The sequence below is a fragment of the Alteromonas lipotrueiana genome, from assembly GCF_019249245.1.
In the GTDB taxonomy this organism is placed as follows: domain Bacteria; phylum Pseudomonadota; class Gammaproteobacteria; order Enterobacterales; family Alteromonadaceae; genus Alteromonas; species Alteromonas lipotrueiana.
The window spans coordinates 78,713-95,556 of record NZ_JAESDK010000006.1 but is presented as its reverse complement, the minus strand read 5'-3'; the positions used below and the strand labels follow the sequence as shown (position 1 = coordinate 95,556).

The 16,844-nt window shown below is 44.8% G+C and carries 14 protein-coding genes; 6 read left to right on the top strand and 8 right to left on the bottom strand.

Annotation, left to right across the window (positions count from 1 at the left end):
* The first annotated feature begins 68 nt into the window (after window positions 1-68).
* The 3 genes from JK130_RS06060 to JK130_RS06050 are packed head-to-tail and all read left to right on the top strand — an operon-like array spanning window position 69 to window position 3,491.
* Complete coding sequence (locus JK130_RS06060; RefSeq protein ID WP_218353380.1) at window positions 69-1,085, top strand: aspartate carbamoyltransferase; 1,017 nt, start codon at window positions 69-71, stop codon at window positions 1,083-1,085.
* A gap of 1 nt (window position 1,086) precedes the next feature.
* Window positions 1,087-2,367: a glutamate-1-semialdehyde 2,1-aminomutase gene (gene hemL, locus JK130_RS06055; RefSeq protein ID WP_218353378.1), complete on the top strand. Its 1,281-nt coding sequence runs from the start codon at window positions 1,087-1,089 to the stop codon at window positions 2,365-2,367.
* 26 nt (window positions 2,368-2,393) lie between these two features.
* The gene (locus JK130_RS06050) at window positions 2,394-3,491 is read left to right on the top strand and encodes an adenylate/guanylate cyclase domain-containing protein (RefSeq protein ID WP_218353376.1); all 1,098 of its coding nucleotides are present in this window, start codon (window positions 2,394-2,396) and stop codon (window positions 3,489-3,491) included.
* Between the two features lie 50 nt (window positions 3,492-3,541).
* Here JK130_RS06050 and JK130_RS06045 read toward each other — a convergent pair whose 3' ends face one another.
* The 3 genes from JK130_RS06045 to ggt form a co-directional block, all read right to left on the bottom strand.
* Window positions 3,542-4,189, bottom strand: coding sequence for a DUF6624 domain-containing protein (locus JK130_RS06045; protein ID WP_246587707.1), 648 nt, complete (start codon window positions 4,187-4,189; stop codon window positions 3,542-3,544).
* A 1,010-nt stretch (window positions 4,190-5,199) separates the two neighbouring features.
* Complete coding sequence (locus JK130_RS06040) at window positions 5,200-6,117, bottom strand: Dyp-type peroxidase (protein WP_218353374.1); 918 nt, start codon at window positions 6,115-6,117, stop codon at window positions 5,200-5,202.
* Between the two features lie 59 nt (window positions 6,118-6,176).
* A complete protein-coding gene (ggt, locus tag JK130_RS06035) occupies window positions 6,177-7,856 on the bottom strand; it encodes a gamma-glutamyltransferase (protein WP_218353372.1) in 1,680 nt (559 codons plus the stop codon).
* Window positions 7,857-8,217: 361 nt separating this feature from the next.
* Between ggt and JK130_RS06030 the strand changes: the two genes are divergently transcribed.
* Window positions 8,218-9,060: a glycosyltransferase family 2 protein gene (locus JK130_RS06030; RefSeq protein WP_218353370.1), complete on the top strand. Its 843-nt coding sequence runs from the start codon at window positions 8,218-8,220 to the stop codon at window positions 9,058-9,060.
* A gap of 704 nt (window positions 9,061-9,764) precedes the next feature.
* Here JK130_RS06030 and JK130_RS06025 read toward each other — a convergent pair.
* The 5 genes from JK130_RS06025 to JK130_RS06005 all read right to left on the bottom strand — a co-directional run bounded on the left by JK130_RS06025 (window position 9,765) and on the right by JK130_RS06005 (window position 14,527).
* Window positions 9,765-10,709, bottom strand: a complete 945-nt coding sequence (locus JK130_RS06025) for a transposase (RefSeq protein ID WP_218353367.1) — start codon at window positions 10,707-10,709, stop codon at window positions 9,765-9,767.
* Window positions 10,710-11,080: 371 nt separating this feature from the next.
* Complete coding sequence (locus JK130_RS06020; RefSeq protein WP_218353365.1) at window positions 11,081-11,635, bottom strand: DUF6470 family protein; 555 nt, start codon at window positions 11,633-11,635, stop codon at window positions 11,081-11,083.
* Window positions 11,636-11,684: 49 nt separating this feature from the next.
* Window positions 11,685-12,461, bottom strand: coding sequence for a PRC-barrel domain-containing protein (locus JK130_RS06015; protein ID WP_218353363.1), 777 nt, complete (start codon window positions 12,459-12,461; stop codon window positions 11,685-11,687).
* Window positions 12,462-12,913: 452 nt separating this feature from the next.
* Window positions 12,914-14,161: an ammonium transporter gene (locus JK130_RS06010; protein ID WP_218353361.1), complete on the bottom strand. Its 1,248-nt coding sequence runs from the start codon at window positions 14,159-14,161 to the stop codon at window positions 12,914-12,916.
* A gap of 27 nt (window positions 14,162-14,188) precedes the next feature.
* Entirely contained in the window at window positions 14,189-14,527 is a 339-nt protein-coding gene (locus JK130_RS06005; RefSeq protein WP_218353359.1) for a P-II family nitrogen regulator, read from the bottom strand.
* Window positions 14,528-14,703: 176 nt separating this feature from the next.
* On the opposite strand from JK130_RS06005, the gene JK130_RS06000 reads away from it, so the two are divergent.
* On the top strand, window positions 14,704-15,528 hold the full coding sequence (locus JK130_RS06000; protein WP_218353357.1) for a hypothetical protein: 825 nt from the start codon (window positions 14,704-14,706) through the stop codon (window positions 15,526-15,528).
* A gap of 99 nt (window positions 15,529-15,627) precedes the next feature.
* Window positions 15,628-16,539, top strand: a complete 912-nt coding sequence (locus JK130_RS05995; RefSeq protein WP_218353355.1) for a DUF808 domain-containing protein — start codon at window positions 15,628-15,630, stop codon at window positions 16,537-16,539.
* Window positions 16,540-16,844 lie beyond the last annotated feature (305 nt).

The following is a 16,844-nucleotide window of genomic DNA, read 5'->3' as shown; positions in this document are numbered from 1 at the left end:
AGCGGCGACTCTACACCCTGACGGGAGTTTGCTAAACTAAGCCTTCAACACTTTCAGGTGAGGCACTTATGTCGCAGTTTACCGGTCATCATATTCTTTCGGTCAGCCAGCTTGACCGTGACGCTATTGAAAAAGTCTTTGCTGTAGCTAATATGATGCAGCCTTATGCCAAAAGACAAAAGCGTACTACTGTGCTAGATGGCGCTATATTAGGAAACCTGTTTTTTGAGCCCAGTACCCGTACCCGGGTGAGCTTTGGCACGGCGTTTAACCTGCTTGGGGGCGAGGTCAGAGAAACCACTGGCATGTCCAGCTCGGCACTCGCTAAAGGCGAGTCGCTGTATGACACCGCCCGGGTCCTTAGTGGTTATTCAGACATTATTGCTATGCGCCATCCCGCCGCCGGTTCAGTAGCTGAATTTGCGCAAGGTAGTCGGGTTCCGGTTATCAATGGTGGTGATGGCGCCAATGAGCACCCCACCCAGGCGCTACTCGATCTTTTTACTATTGAACGGGAGCTCAGATACGAAGGTAAAGGTATTGATGGACTCCACATAGCGATGATTGGCGACTTACGCTATGGGCGCACCGTACACTCATTGTCACGGCTGCTGTGTCTGTACAAAAACATACATTTTACGTTGGTGTCACCGCCCGAGCTGGCCATGCCGACCCCGGTAATTGATGCTATCGAAAACGCGGGGCACCGACTTACCATTAGTACCAGGCTTGAGGGCTCTCTGAATGCCGATATTTGTTATCAAACCCGCATTCAGGAAGAACGTTTCGAATCTCAGGCCGAAGCCAATCGATATCGCGGTAAGTTTCGTTTAAACCAGTCGATATATACCAAACATTTTCAGTCTAAAACTGTGATTATGCATCCGTTGCCCAGAGACTCTCGTGCTGAAGCTAACGAGCTGGACAACGACCTGAATCAAAATCCAAACCTTGCCATATTTCGACAAACCGATAACGGTGTACTGGTTAGAATGGCGTTATTTGCGCTAACGTTAGGTGTTGAGCACCTGCTTACCCGTTACGAAAAAGACGTTATATGGCACAGCAATAAGAGTAGCGAATAATATGCAAAAATCTGAAGCCTTATTTACCCGCGCACAGCAAACGATTCCTGGTGGGGTAAATTCTCCGGTACGCGCATTTAAAGCGGTAGGCGGAACGCCGCGCTTTATAACAAAAGCCGATGGTCCTTATATGTGGGACGCTGACGGCAAACGCTATATCGACTATGTGCTGTCCTGGGGGCCGATGGTCTTAGGGCACAACAACGATAAAATCAGAGAAGCGGTAATTGAAGCCGCAGCCAGCGGCTTAAGTTTTGGTGCGCCTACCGAAGCCGAAATTCTGATGGCAGAAAAAATTAACCAGCTGGTACCCTCAATGGAAATGGTACGGATGGTAAATTCGGGCACCGAAGCCACCATGTCTGCTATCCGAATCGCCCGAGGCTATACTAATCGCAACAAAATAGTAAAGTTTGAAGGCTGCTACCATGGTCATGCGGATGCTTTGCTGGTTAAGGCCGGCTCAGGAGCATTAACCATGGGCGTGCCCAGTTCTCCGGGTGTACCCGATGAAGTAGCTAAACACACTATTACGGTGGACTTTAACAATATCGACAGCGTTAAAGAGGTGTTTGCCCAGGAAGGTGACGATATTGCCTGCATTATTGTTGAGCCGGTAGCCGGAAATATGAATTGCATCCCCCCTGTACCCGGCTTTTTAGAAGGCTTGCGCGAGTTGTGCGATGAACACGGCAGCATACTTATCTTTGATGAAGTCATGACCGGTTTCAGAGTGGCTCAGGGCGGTGCTCAGCAGCGTTATCAGGTTACGCCAGATATGACGTGCCTGGGTAAGGTTATTGGTGGCGGCATGCCGGTGGGCGCATTTGGTGGAAAAAAAGAAATTATTACCTATGTTTCGCCTACCGGACCGGTTTATCAGGCAGGGACCCTGTCGGGGAACCCGGTAGCCATGGCCGCTGGTCTGGCTACGCTAGAGCAACTTGAAGATGCTACACTGTACGACAGCATTTTTGAAAATACACAAAAACTGGCAGAGGGTATGCAACAACTTGCCGACAAGCATGGTATTGCTCTTACAACTAATGTAGCAGGCAGTATGTTTGGACTTTTCTTCACAGATGTTGATAAAGTGACTAATTATCAGCAGGCTACTAACTGCGATACTGAAAGGTTTAAACGTTTCTATCATGGAATGCTAGAGCAGGGTGTCTATTTAGCCCCAGCGTCGTACGAGGCTGGCTTTGTCTCTAAGTTGCATGATGAAACCGTGATAGAAGCGACTCTGGCCGCCGCTGACAAGGTGTTTGCCAGTCTTTAACAGGTCATATAAAAAGAGGGATCGCGATGGCTGGATTGACGATATTACTACTATGTGTGGCAGTCACGGCCTGTATCTATGGGATTTGGGCTACCGTGTCACTGCGCCAATCAAAACACGCATTGCGCGTGGCTAATGAGCGAGTATTCAGTCATCACCAAGGCCCCCTGGCAGAAACCGAACAAGAAAAGGCACGTATGTATCGACAACGTGCCGACGAAGCGCTGGATCTTACCCATACATTCCAAAAGTTTGTGCCCCGACAGTTTGTAGACCATCTGGCTAAGAGTCAGGCCACTGAACTTAGATTAGGGCACGCAGCAGAAGATGAAGTAGCCATCTTGTTTTGTGATATCCGTGGGTTTAGCGGCCTATCTGAGATAATGCAACCACAGCAACTTATGCGGTTTCTCAACTCGTATTTTTGCCGCATGAATGAGCCTATCCATCAAAACCGGGGGTTTATCGATAAGTTTATAGGCGACGCCATTATGGCCTTGTTTGACCATCCCGGAGGCACTGCCAAACAAAAGGCGGCCGATGCATTACAGGCTGCCCTGGATTTGCGCGTAGCGCTGTCGCTTTACAATGAACATCGGGCAAAATCGGGCTATGAACCATTAGGCGTGGGTATTGGCTTACATTTTGGCGATGTAATTTTAGGCACCGTTGGCAGTGAAGATCGCATGGATACTACGGTTATTGGCGACAGTGTTAATATTGCCTATCGTTTAGAAACGCTAACGCCACGCTTTAACGCCGATATTATTATAAGTGAACAGATGCGTGACATACTAGGTGATAGCCCCGGTTTGCAAACCCGGCTGCTTGATTGGGTCAGAGTAAAAGGGCGGCGCACGCCACTGCGCATTTATGAAGTACTTAATCATTTATCCAAAGATGAGCAAAAACGCAGGCAAGCAATACAAACTGAAATTTCTGAAGGCCTGAAATGTCGAATCGAGCGTGACTGGGACGGCGCATTGTTACACTTTTATAAAGCCGTAGGCAAAAACCCGACAGACTCACTACCTCGTCATCACATCTTAGTGATAGAACAGTTACGCCAACGCGAGCTGGACGAAAACTGGGATGGGGCCAACGAAGCAAGCTCAGTGGGGTAAGCGGTAAAGCACTTTATCGGTGTTTAGAAGCTTCGCCCGAAATAGGCAACTTAGTCTAAATCTATGTCGGGGTGTTCTTTTAGACCATACATTTTTTCTAAAAGCTTTTTGTAGAGTGCCAGCGAAGGCATTTTCATCCTGGCCCGGCGGCTATCTACCGTATCGGGGTTTTCGATAGGCTCAAAAATAACTTTCCCGGTACTAATGTCAGCCTGAGTACCGTAAAGCTGTTTTTGTCCTTTATTTATGCGAATACGATCAGTTAAAAGAGCGACTTCCTGACCCGTAATCCCCTCACCATTGGTATAAGACTTTTTGAGCAGCGGCAGCATTTTTTCTTTGAATTTGTAATCAGCAGAGTGCTGAACGATTAAAAAGGCAGCGCTCATACCATCCTCCCCCACTTCTGATTTGGTAAACCATGTACGGCCAGAAAGTAGAGCCTTCAATTTAAGGGTGTTTTGTTTGTCTATGGTTATTACTTTGTTCCGTAATTCTTCGGATGCATCATGCCACCCTGCATCAGAGAGTTTTTTGCGAACAGCCTGGTCAACTTCAGCCATCTGCAATAATTGACTTTGCAGAGCGATATCTATTTTAGCTGACGCCAAAAAAGGCAGAAGTAATAACAAAAAAAAGAGCCGCATTATGAAAGTCTCCTTGAATATGAAATTCCTAAAAGCAATATACTTTAGCAAACTAGCCTAGGAAGAACTAGCCTAGGAAGAACTAGCCTAGGACACCCACATTTATTTTGGACACCCACTTTCCATCCATGTCAAACCAGGCCGAGCAACGAGCTACTTCTAACTAAAATTGACTACTATCACGAGTTACTGAAGAGAATTACCCTAGAGAAAGTGGCGTAGGACACCCACATTTATTTTGGACACCCACTTTCCTTCCATGTCAGACCAGGCCGAGCAACGAGCTACTTCTAACTAAAATTGATTGCTATCACGAGTTATTTAAGTGTTTCTGCTCCACTGATAAAAGCCCTGCTTCTGGAACACCTACGAATAATTGAGCATCCACATTTATTTTTGGACACCCACTTTCCATCCATGTCAAACCCGGCCGAGCAACGAGCTACTTCTAACTAAAATTGACTACTATCACGAGTTACTGAAGAGAATTACCCTAGAGAAAGTAGCGTAGGAGAAAGTAGCGTAGGACACCCATATTTATTTTGGACACCCACTTTCCTTCCATGTCAGACCAGGCCGAGCAACGAGCTACTTCTAACTGAAATTGATTGCTATCACGGTTTATTTAAGTGTTTCTGCTCCACTGATAAAAGCCCTGCTTCTGGAACACCTACGAATAATTGAGTGTGTCCTAACACAAGTCCTCTAACACAAGTCCTCTGAAAAGTACCTATACCCTACCAATAACAAGTCATTAACCAGCAAACGTCTAAGCCATCGAAAACTAATATCAGAAAGCGAACCTGGAAGCGAACCTGGACACCCACCTGCTGATTGTTTGTGATTAATTCGAAACGTGTGGATACCTATGGCTAAAACAGCCTCTTTTGGATTTATCTGTCGCCAACATCCGGCCTGAACATCCCTAAGGTATTCTGATGCTTTTCTTTTTATAAAGTGGGTGTCCATTTACAGCTTTATACACAGGCTACTCAGTTTCTCTCCCACAGCACTCCGGACTTGCAACAATCACAGGCTAACCAGAAAACAGCATATATAAATTAGCTAGCATGATGTCTGATAAATCCTATTGCCGGGGCAAAGAAAGCGCCCCCGGTCTCGGCACTGGCAAAGTCCAGCCAGCGATCATAATCACCGTCGGAATTACCAATAACCTGGCTGTAGAGCATAGATTCAAATGCTTTGCCTGAAGCAGCACAACAAACTGAAAACAAGCCCTGCAGTATTACGTTGCCATAGGGCATCCCCTGCTTGATGAGTGTCGGGGTTTGGTCTTCAGGTAATTCTGCAAGTGCCCGTACACAATGAGAAGAGGCTGATTGTTCGTTGCTGTCGATATTGTGTTGGCGGGTTTTACCTATAACCTGTTCTTGTTGTCGAGAGGACAACGTGTGCCAGCGTCGTAGATCGTACCGATATCGCTGTATATGTAAGTAGCTACCGCCTTCAAATTCAGGCTCTATATCGCCGTTGACTACTGCCACTTGCCGGCGCAACATACCCCGAGGGTTCTCCGCTCCATAGATAAATCCACTTAAATCACGGCCATCTAAATACCGAAACCCCTGAACCTGCTCTTGCAGCTCAACGTGTAAATGCAGCAACGCCATTACCTCATTGGCAATGGCGTGACATACATCTAGCCGGTCTGCACGTATTTGTATAAATACGTCGCCACCAGTGTCAGGTGCGCTTCTGTCTTCGCATTCCATTTTTGGAAAGGCACTAAGCTGGGTAGGCTTTGAGCCAGGGTAAAGTTCATCCCAAAACCCAGCACCAATGGCAATTATACCGGTGACCATTGCCTCAAAGTATTCGTTTTCGTAGTCATCAAAAACGTCAAGAATACGCGAAAGCTTTTCGCGTAATATTTGCGGATCGTCATCGACTACATTGAACAATAAATACTGCGCATGTAAGCTGGGTTCGGCGCAAACACCTTTTTGGGGTTGCATCATGGATTAACCATTCCTTGTTACTAACTAAATGATTGTGCTTAGTTTTGTTTCAAGTGTGGCTAATAGCCCGCAGCTTGTCCATCTTTTCGGCTTTCAGAAGCACCCACATAAACCTGTTGCTCTGCGTCATACATAATGGCTTGGTAACCACCATATACCCCAATAGCTGGCTGTAGAGTATGACCACGCTCAAGTAGTGCTCGTTGAACCTTTGGTGTAACGCCGTGCTCTAAATGTACCTGACCACCGCTAGTCATCATCGCGCCTACTGGACTTGATGAGCCGCTGTGCAACATACGCGGAGCATCGCCCGCTTCTTGTAGATTCATTCCAAAATCGACCAGGTTCATTACAATTTGCGCATGCATCTGGGGTTGTGTAGCCCCGCCCATCACTCCAAAACTGGCGTAGGGCTGGTTATTTTTGGTAATGAAGCCAGGGATGATGGTATGAAAGGGCCGCTTACCAGGCTCATATTCGTTAAAATGTCCTTGCTCAAGAGTGAACAATTCCCCTCTGTTTTGTAGTATAAAACCCAGTCCCGGCGGGGTCATACCTGAGCCCATGCCCCGATAATTACTCTGAATTAGCGACACCATATTGCCTTGCTTATCGGCTACCGTAAGGTATACCGTATCGCCTTTATTGATGCCAACATCTACCCGCTTCGCCGCTTGTCCGGGGTTAATTAGCTCGGCGCGCTTACGGCCATAGTCTGTGCTAATAAGCTGTTGTACCGGAATACGATTAAAAGCGGGGTCGGCATAAAATTTCGCGCGGTCAGCAAACGCTAACTTTTTTGCTTCTACAAAAGTGTGAATATAGTCTGTAGAGCCAAAACCCATGCCTTCTACATCAAAGTTTTCCATAATATTAAGAATTTGAAGTGCAGCAATGCCCTGGCCATTAGGTGGCAACTCCCAAACATCATAACCTCGATAGTTGGTCGAAACCGGCTCTACCCATTCACTGGTATGACTGGCTAAGTCGCTATAACTAAGGTAACCGCCCTGCTCTTTAATATAAGCGTCGATGGTATGTGCTATGTCACCTTTATAAAAAGCGTCGGCACCGCCAGTGGCAATTTTTTCGTATGTGGCAGCAAGATGAGGATTTCGGAAAATATCTCCTTTTTGGGGTACTTTGCCTTCAATTAAAAAGGTTTCTGCAAAACCCGGGTAGTGTCCTATTCTGTCCTGGTTCATCTGCCAGTAATAGGCAATAAGCTCAGACACCGGAAATCCCTGACGCGCATAGCCAATAGCCGGACTTAACACGGTTTGCATAGGCAAACTGCCAAATTTATCGTGTAATGCAAACCAGCCATCTACCGCACCAGGTACTGATACCGGCAAAGGTCCGAAAGTAGGGATTTTGGCATGTCCTAATTTTGCAAATTCTTCTTTTTTCAAACTTTTGGGAGAGCGACCTGACGCATTCAGACCAAAAAGCTTTTTATCTTGCGCTGACCAGACTATAGCGAAAAGATCGCCACCGATACCAGCTCCGGTTGGTTCGACCAAACCCAGCATTGCATTCGCCGCAATTGCCGCATCAACAGCGTTACCGCCCTGCTTTAGAATATCGAGCGCTACCTGAGTGGCGAGGGGCTGACTAGTGGCTGCCATACCCTGTTGCGCTAATACTTCAGACCGGCTTGCAAACGGCTCTCCGGTTATCCGATCATATGCCTGACCCGACAAACTGACTAGCGTCAGCAATAAAATACTCCACCGCATAGTTTTCTCTTATAAAAACAATAGTGTTGAGCAAATTATCATACAACATTGTAAATACGATGTAATATTTACTAAAATTAATACTCTTCCTATTAAGTCATCTGATGTTTATTTTTTTTAGAGGTCGCTTAACACCTTACTGATGCCATTCGGCGCGGCAAAACTTCCCTTAATCTCGAATTATTTTCTATTTATCAGACTGGCACAAATTACGCTTGTTTACCGGTTGTAACAAATCAACTATCGGTGACACGTTAGCCATTTTTGTGGGTAGCTGTAGGTCGTCGGAAGTATTGTCGGGACGTTTTAATGTTGCAGTTCCGTGCTCAGTATCTGCATTGTGCTAAGGAGGGACAACAATATGCATCCATCTGTCAGCGTTGTAACCATAGTGAAGAACCGGATCGACCAGTTAATTAACCTGGTCTCAAGCATCGAACAGGCCGACCAAAAACCCGATGAACTTATTGTGGTATGGATGACTTCACCGTGCCCCACATCATTGTTGACCAGCCCCTGTTTTTCAATCCGCCACAAGTTTATGACTCACGATGTATTGCCAATTACGAAAGCCCGCAATAAGGGATTTTTGGCTTGTATGCATGAGCATATAATTTACATGGATGTTGATTGTCTGTGTCCGCACAACTTTTTCACCCATGTGGTTGAGGCAATGCGACCCGGACGAGTAGTGACCAGCCAAATTCTTTATTTGTGTCACACACCCAAAACCTTTAATTATTCTGCGTTGCAGAAGGAAGCACAGTGCCGTCCGGATGAAGATTATTGCTTCAGGCAAGACGACCCACACTTTAGCGGGTTCAATACATACTGGTTCGCTATATTGCTAAGAGACTTTATCAAGATTGGCTGTTTTGATGAGCAGTATGAAGGCTTCGGCGTAAGTGATGTGGATTTTACCACACGCTGCAAACAGGCGGACATGTCGTTGTATATCTTGCCTGATAAGGTGTTGCATCAGTTTCACCCTCGTGTAGATCCCCCTATCAATCATTTATCAGATATTGTGAATAATGCTCAGCGATATCGCAACATTTGGGGAACATATCCTTTAAAAGAATGGTTGCATGCATTTGCCCAGAACGGATTAATTAACCAAGATTATGATACTAGGGGATTGAAAGTTCGCCGACTTCCAAGCTATGAAGAAATTCAGGCATATATGACTCAAAATCCCTATTGAGTATTGTTGGTTACAATACGGTCAATTCTGCGATATCACTAACTTAGCACGCTTACACCAACTCGGAATATCAATATTATCGTCGTGTATCCGGCAAAAATATAAGATTGCCTTTTACGAGCATTTAATAGTTCATCAATTTTGAAGCCGACTGGGCCTTTCAGGCGCGCTCGCCATAAGATAAACCAGAAAATTCTTAGTTGGTACGGCTGTTGATTCAATATCAGGTTAACACGTCTGAAGGGCCATAAGCCTAACCAACAGTGATAAACAGGTTTGGTTTGGGATATCACTGAAAATCGTGTGGTAAACCGATCATAACAAATATCGAGCGTTCCATGAGGTGTGTGATGTTGCTGACGAACAAGACGCATATTGACGGTAACTGACATTATAAAGTAGCCAACTTATAACGAAACGTCACAGCTTTTTCAATAAAAAGCTTATGGAGACGAATCCTTATGGACACTCACTATTATTTTGGACACTCACAAAAACTTTAGGCTGTACTTTGAGGCTGTACTTTGAGGCTGTACTTTGGACACTCACTTTACATTTAATTTTTGTTTTCTGTAATTTTAATGTCAGTTTATAAGCGATTATTTATGGGCGACTTTAATTAAGTTCATCCATGATGATAAAAAATACACAATGCAGGTGACAAATAGGGAAGACGAGTTATGAGAGCTAAGAATGGGGGTTTATTAGGCGATAGTAACTTTCTGCTGTTTTAACTTTTTTTGGGCCACGCCCAGACTGATATGGGTACTAAATTTTTTCTCTATATTAGCCACCAGCCAGTACCATTCTTCAATCGCTAATGTTGAATTTTCCAGCATGGATATCGATGCCGGTAATCGACTACCTTTAGTTGCATAATACTGGCGACTAGTGAGCTCAACTATTTGTATATAATCTTTCAATAGAAATGGCAGGCCAGAGGATAACCTTTTTGATGATTGCCCAATAAAAGGGCTAAGCCGACGGGGCTGCTTTTGATTCTTCGCTGCTTTGATACGCTTTTTTATACTTGTATACGATGACTGCTTCGGGGATTTCGCCAGGCCAGCGCGCATCGGATTCAAATCAACATAGGCCATACAGGCTGCCAATGCGGTCTCACCCAGAAGAGCTTGAGATTTGAAGCGTCCTTCCCAAAAACGCCCTGTACAGTTATCTTCTTTGTTCGCCCGCCTGGCAATTGGTTCGTTCAAAAGACGCATAAACCAACTAATATCATACAGGCGCTGGCGATAGATTGCTGCGGTACTTTCTACACTTGTAATTTCGGCCGAAGACATAGTCGCTCTTTCGGCGGTATTCAAATACCGATTAGTGAGTATTGTGCCTTTGTGGAGTTGATGCCAGCGCTGCAATACTTCATCAGTGGTCCATTGCTGAACTCTGTCTTTGTCAACGTGAAGTACTACGTGAGTATGATTACTCATCACCGCATAGGCGCAGATGTTTATACCAAATACCGACCCGAGAAATAACAAGCGATCTTCTACCCAGTGCCGGCGATGTTCATAGCTTCTGCCCGAAAATTTGTCCCGTCCACACAGAAACGCCCGGCGAACGCATCGTGAGATACAATGATAATAAGGTGTATCGGATAGTGACACTAAGCTTTTTCTTGGTCTGGGCATATAAGTTCAGGAGTTAATTATCAATACATCAATTTGACGTAAGACTGTATAAAAAACTACTGTACCTAAAGCCAGATTAAAAAATTTATTTCATTAGCTTCCATCTTAGGATGGATGTCCCAGACTTTACTTTTCACTCTCAAACGGTGGGTGTCTTGAGTTTTTATACTGCGTTTTTAAAGTGGATGTCCCAAATTTCTCCAAATTTCTCGAACGGTGGGTGTCCTAAATCTCTCTTGCTCTAAAAAATACTTAGGATGAATTTGATTTTATATATTTTTGTCTTTCATTAAAAGAAGAAGCCAACTCAGTTGGCTCCTTTTTATTCAATAATGATTTAAATGTCTTAAAATAATTATGACTGATAGGACCTAGCGGTCTTGGTCAATTTCAATTTCTGGCTCTTGTGACTCAATTGAGACATCGGCCTGCGGCTGCTCGACATTTATTTCGGGGTCTTCGCGCTCTACATCAACGGCTGGCTTACCCGCGCTCACACGAACTTTGGGGTCCGATTGGTCTACCGTAACTTCTGGCTTACGTTGATCTATGGAAATATCAGGGTCCTGAGTGGTAATAGTAACTTCAGGTTTAGGCTGCTTAACGGTAATATTAGCCGGTTTTTGATCAACGGTAACTTGCGCAGGTTTTTGGGTGACGGTAACTTTATCGCCCTTTCTGGCCTGCTTTTCGCCCTGCATAGCCGAATTATTAGATTGGATATAACGTTCTAATTCGTTTTTATCTAATGAGCCGTTGTTATTTACATCGTATTGAGACAGAATTTGTTCCATCTTCTGAGGTTTTTGAGACGCCTCTTTTTCCACGGTTGGTAATGATACCGAGCCATTGTCTTGGGTAAATGAATAAGCTGATTGGGCAGTAAACGCGGCGGCCACAACAATGCCTAAAGTAGTAATTTTCATGATGCTCTCCTAAATCTTTAAATAAACTGGATCGAATAAAAGAATTAAATTAATTGCTTCGTACAAGCTCTTTTATTTGCTTATTTTTTTCAGAAAGAGTGGTGTAGCCCGCTTCTGTATATTTTGGCAACTTCTCTACACTGGTATTTTCATTCCAAACCAGATTGTTACCTTCCAGTTTAACTTCTTCTAATGGTAAAGCGACTTTTGAGCCGCCGAATCCAAAAAAACCACCCGCTTCTAACACTAGCGACATTTTGCGGGTGTCTTTATTCATAACAACTTTACTGATGTCACCAACATCATCACCCATTGCGTTTTTAACCGTTTTAGATTCTAACTCTCTTATCGTGAGCTGACTGATTGCTGCAATGTCGCTTCCGTCACGCAACTGACCATCTTTATTCTTGCGAACAATTTTTATTTCTGGTTCGCTGGTTTGAATATCAATATTTGGCTCAGCTTTATTAACGGTAACTTCGGGCTCAGCTGAATTAACAACCACTTCTGCTTCTGCCTGTTCAATATCTACCTGAGGCTTTTGCTGATCGATATTAATATCCGGTTTTTCGTACTCAACATCTACCGTGGCTTTTCCCACGTTAACATCGACCTGGGCATCTTTTTGATCAATATCTACTGAAGGCGCTGGCTGTTTAACTTTTACATCGGTTTCGCCTTTCATTACTTCTACTTTAGCGTTATCTGATTCTTGGGGAATCGCAAATGCCGAGGCAGACACTACGCTTGCGGTAAACAAGCTTGCTAAAGTAAGTGCATGCGCTTTAAAGACCGGACGGCGGCGTTGTGAATTACGTAGCTTCATCGTTGTCTCCTGATATGTAGAAAGGTAATTAATAAAATAGGGTTTGTATTTACTTCTAGCAGAATGACAGCAAAGACCGCACCATTACTTGAAAATATATTTACCGGGGACCGTTCTTATTACTAATTAAAGCAGTAGCAAGTAATGTGTCTATATAGATTAACTTTTTGTAACAAAAGCGATTTTAGGGAAAGTTATTTAGGATTTGTTAATGTTTTCAGGAAGTATTAAATAGCAGTAAAATGTATTGCAAATGTTTATTAAAGAATGCCAGTGACAAATGAGAACTTGAACCTATTAGAATTTTTTACAATCACAATGATATTTATTTCATTACAGACTTTGTAAAAATAACCGTTATTAATTGCTGATCATTTAACTACTACTTATTTACTAAAAAAGTGTCTTATCCATACAGATAAGACACTTGGCGTAATTTCTTATTATTATTATTATTTCCGACTTCCAACAAAATCCGGATAGGCTTCTAAGCCGCATTCGCTGGTATCCACACCTTCGAACTCTTCTTCTTCGCTTACTCTTATGCCGAATAGGGCCTTTATTGTTAACCATACCAACAAGCTTACTACGAATACCCATACAAAGATGGTTGCCGCACCGACCAGTTGCCCGGTTAACGTTACCTCTGAATTAGTGACCGGCACCAATAAGAGTCCCAATAACCCTACCACCCCATGTACAGATATCGCACCCACCGGGTCATCAATTTTCCGTTTGTCTAACCACACAATACTTACTACTACCAATAATCCACCTAAGGCCCCAAACAGTGATGCCTGAAGTGGCGTAGGGGTCGAAGGTTCGGCAGTTATTGCAACTAAGCCCGCTAATGCCCCGTTTAATGCCATCGTTAAATCGGCTTTTTTAAACAGTACCCGAGCAAGTAATAGTGCTGCGATAGTACCACCAGCGGCAGCGGCATTTGTATTCATAAAGACTACCGCAACCGCGTTAGCACTTTCTACACTGGCTGTGGCCAGCACTGAGCCACCATTAAAGCCAAACCAGCCCATCCATAAAATAAAGGTGCCAAGGGTTGCTAAGGGCAGATTGGCTCCTGGTATCGCATTAATTTTACCGCCTGCGGTGTATTTACCACTACGCGCGCCTAATACCAATACCCCCGCCAGAGCAGCTGAAGCGCCAGCCATATGCACTATCCCCGAGCCGGCAAAATCAGAAAAACCTAAATCAGCCAGAGTATATAAACCAAATACCGCTTCTCCGCCCCAGGTCCAGGCTCCTTCCATTGGATAAATAAAACCTGTCATGATCACAGTAAAGGTTAAAAACGCCCACAACTTCATGCGTTCAGCCACAGCGCCTGAAACAATCGACATCGCGGTAGCTACAAACACTACCTGAAAGAAGAAATCGGCAGAAGGCGCATAAGTTGCTGCGTTCTCGCCTACCCCGGTCGCACCGTCGTCGGTAATGCCAGCCAGAGCCCAGGTAAAATCTGCGCCACCGTACATAAGCCCATAACCACACAGCATATACATGGTGCAGGCTATAGCATACAGAGCGATATTCTTAGTCAGGATTTCGGTCGTATTTTTAGCTCTGACCAGGCCTGCCTCAAGCATGGCAAAGCCCGCAGCCATCCACATAACTAACGCGCCACATATCAAAAAATAAAAGGTATCCAGGGCATAGCCCAACTCAAAAGTTATTTCCATTAGAGTTATCTCCACATCGGTTTCAGGCTACAAAGCTTCACTGTCTTTTTCGCCGGTACGAATACGTACCGCTTGCTCAAGGTCATAAACAAACACTTTGCCATCGCCTATTTTCCCGGTTTTGGCTCCCTGAGCGATGCCCTCCACGAGGCGATCTACCTGAGCGTCGTCTACCGCAATTTCTAATTTTATTTTTGGCAGAAAATCGACCTGATATTCAGCCCCACGGTATAGTTCGGTATGTCCTTTCTGACGACCGAAACCTTTTACCTCAGTGACGGTCAAACCTTCTATGCCAATCTCTGATATGGCTTCGCGAACATCATCCAACCGAAATGGTTTAATGATAGCGGTGACTAATTTCATACGTGGCTCCAAACCGGTAATGTATAAATTTCAAAAGTTGTTACCAGTAATACAAATGCTACGCCACTTAAACAAAACAAATAAAATCAATAATTTAAATAAAATTTAATGGATATTTGCCAGGCTTGATGCACCATTATGGTGCGCTTGCCCATTTATAAGGAAGAATGCAGGCAATGATAACGCCGCCATACCTGACGCCCTCGGCTACTGAAAAAAATGACTCATGGCTGGCATCGACCCCTTCAGGCCTCAGACCAGCTTCGCCTCATAAGTCATGGTTGGCCGGGGCAAACTCACTGCTGCTACACACTGTGATTATCAGTGCTCTGGTATGGCTGACGCCTTTTTCCAGCTCGTCCCCGACGCCCAATATCAAAGCTCGGGTCATTAATGCCAGCCTCTATACCTATTCAGACCCGGTGGTTGCACCGCAACAGATTCCGGTGCCGAACTCTGATAAATCGCCGCGACCTCAGGGTACAAATGTTCCCCTATCCGGGCTGACAGTTAACAAAGACAACAATACTATTGTGAAGGCACCCACACTGCGCGCCGCTTCTGGCACCGTACAAACCGAACCGCCCCGGCAAACTCTATCCCAGAGCGCTGAAGTACCGGTTCTCCCTTCTGCTACTTCCCCTTCTTTACCTAGTAGTTCCCCACTTTCTGATAACAAAAGTGGTTCTGTGAGACAGGCTACAGCCAGTTATTTTTCCGCAGCCCACGCCCGGCAAAGGCTGCAGCATGCCCAAGAAGCCGCGCATACTATTCAGCAACGTAAAACAACCCGTATTCTTACGGACCCCCGTACCGTGAGCCAGTTACAGCAATTACCTGATCCGGCTGCCCCGGTATCTGTAAATTGCACCGGAAATATCAATAAAACGCTGGCATTTATCAGTCAATACACGCAAGGCAGAGTCCGCTGCAGTGAGGTTACGCAACATCTTCAACACACCATTGACAGCCGGGTTAAACAGCACTCGGCTAAACGCTAGCTATTTACTATAAAAGCCGGTAGCGTTTACCAAATTATGTCTCTACCCCACCAATTCATTACTTTTGGTGGTAACCATCAACAACACGGAGATCTGCACGTGGCCGCAGCAAATTTACTGGCTTTAATAGACGACATTGCCACCCTACTTGACGATGTTTCGGTCATGTCAAAAGTAGCGGCCAAAAAAACCGCCGGTGTTTTAGGCGATGACTTAGCGCTTAATGCTAACCAGGTGCAAGGCGTGCGCGCCGAACGTGAACTTCCGGTGGTATGGGCGGTAGCAAAAGGCTCATTGTTAAACAAAGTGATTTTGGTTCCGGCGGCATTACTTATCAGTGCATGGGCGCCGGTACTCATTACAATATTACTGGTGATTGGGGGGCTATATTTGTGCTACGAAGGGGCCGAAAAGGTTATTCATCGTTTATTTCCTAAAGACTCTGCAACCGAAGCCAGCGTCCGAATACAGCGCTTAGCGGATGAAACGGTTGATTTAGTCGCGCTTGAAAAAGAAAAAATAAAAGGGGCGATTCGAACTGACTTTATCCTATCTGCAGAAATTGTTGTCATTGCGCTAGGTACTATTCAACAGGCAAGCTTTGTTACCCAGGTAGGGGTGCTGTGTGCCTTAAGCCTCGCCATTACTATTGGCGTTTACGGACTGGTCGCGGCCATTGTGAAGCTGGATGATGTCGGGCTTTATTTTATTAGAAAATCTTTAACCGGAGGCTTTAATCGCTTACAGCATTTTATGGGCCGGGCATTACTTGTTGGTGCGCCTTTACTTATGAAAGCGTTAGCCTTTATTGGCACCATTGCTATGTTTTTGGTAGGCGGCGGTATTTTAACCCACAGTATTGCGTATCTGCATCACCTTATTGAACCCGTTTTGACTGCAACGGGCGAGATGGCCACTGTAACCAGCATTGTGCTTGACGGCATTACCGGATTTATTGCCGGCGCACTGGTGGTAGGTCTGTTAGCGACAATTAGCAAACTGAGAAAATAGCATTATAGAGTTGGTTATTTTCACCACCTCTATAATGCCGAAGTAGCTAAAAATTAGCTAATCTCACCCAGTAAGATTTTTTCACTTAGCTTATATATGATAATACGCTATATTTATCATACGCTTAGCGAAAATTCTTAATGTGGCACAACTATCGCTATGCTTTAGGCAACTAAATGTAAATGCTCCTGCCCATAATGACGGAGCAATCGCGTTGGTATTTACAGGCCAGGATTAGGTCTGATTGTAGTTGCCAGCACAGGGTTAAGTGAGGCCACCATGATAAGCTATACTGCTGTATTTAT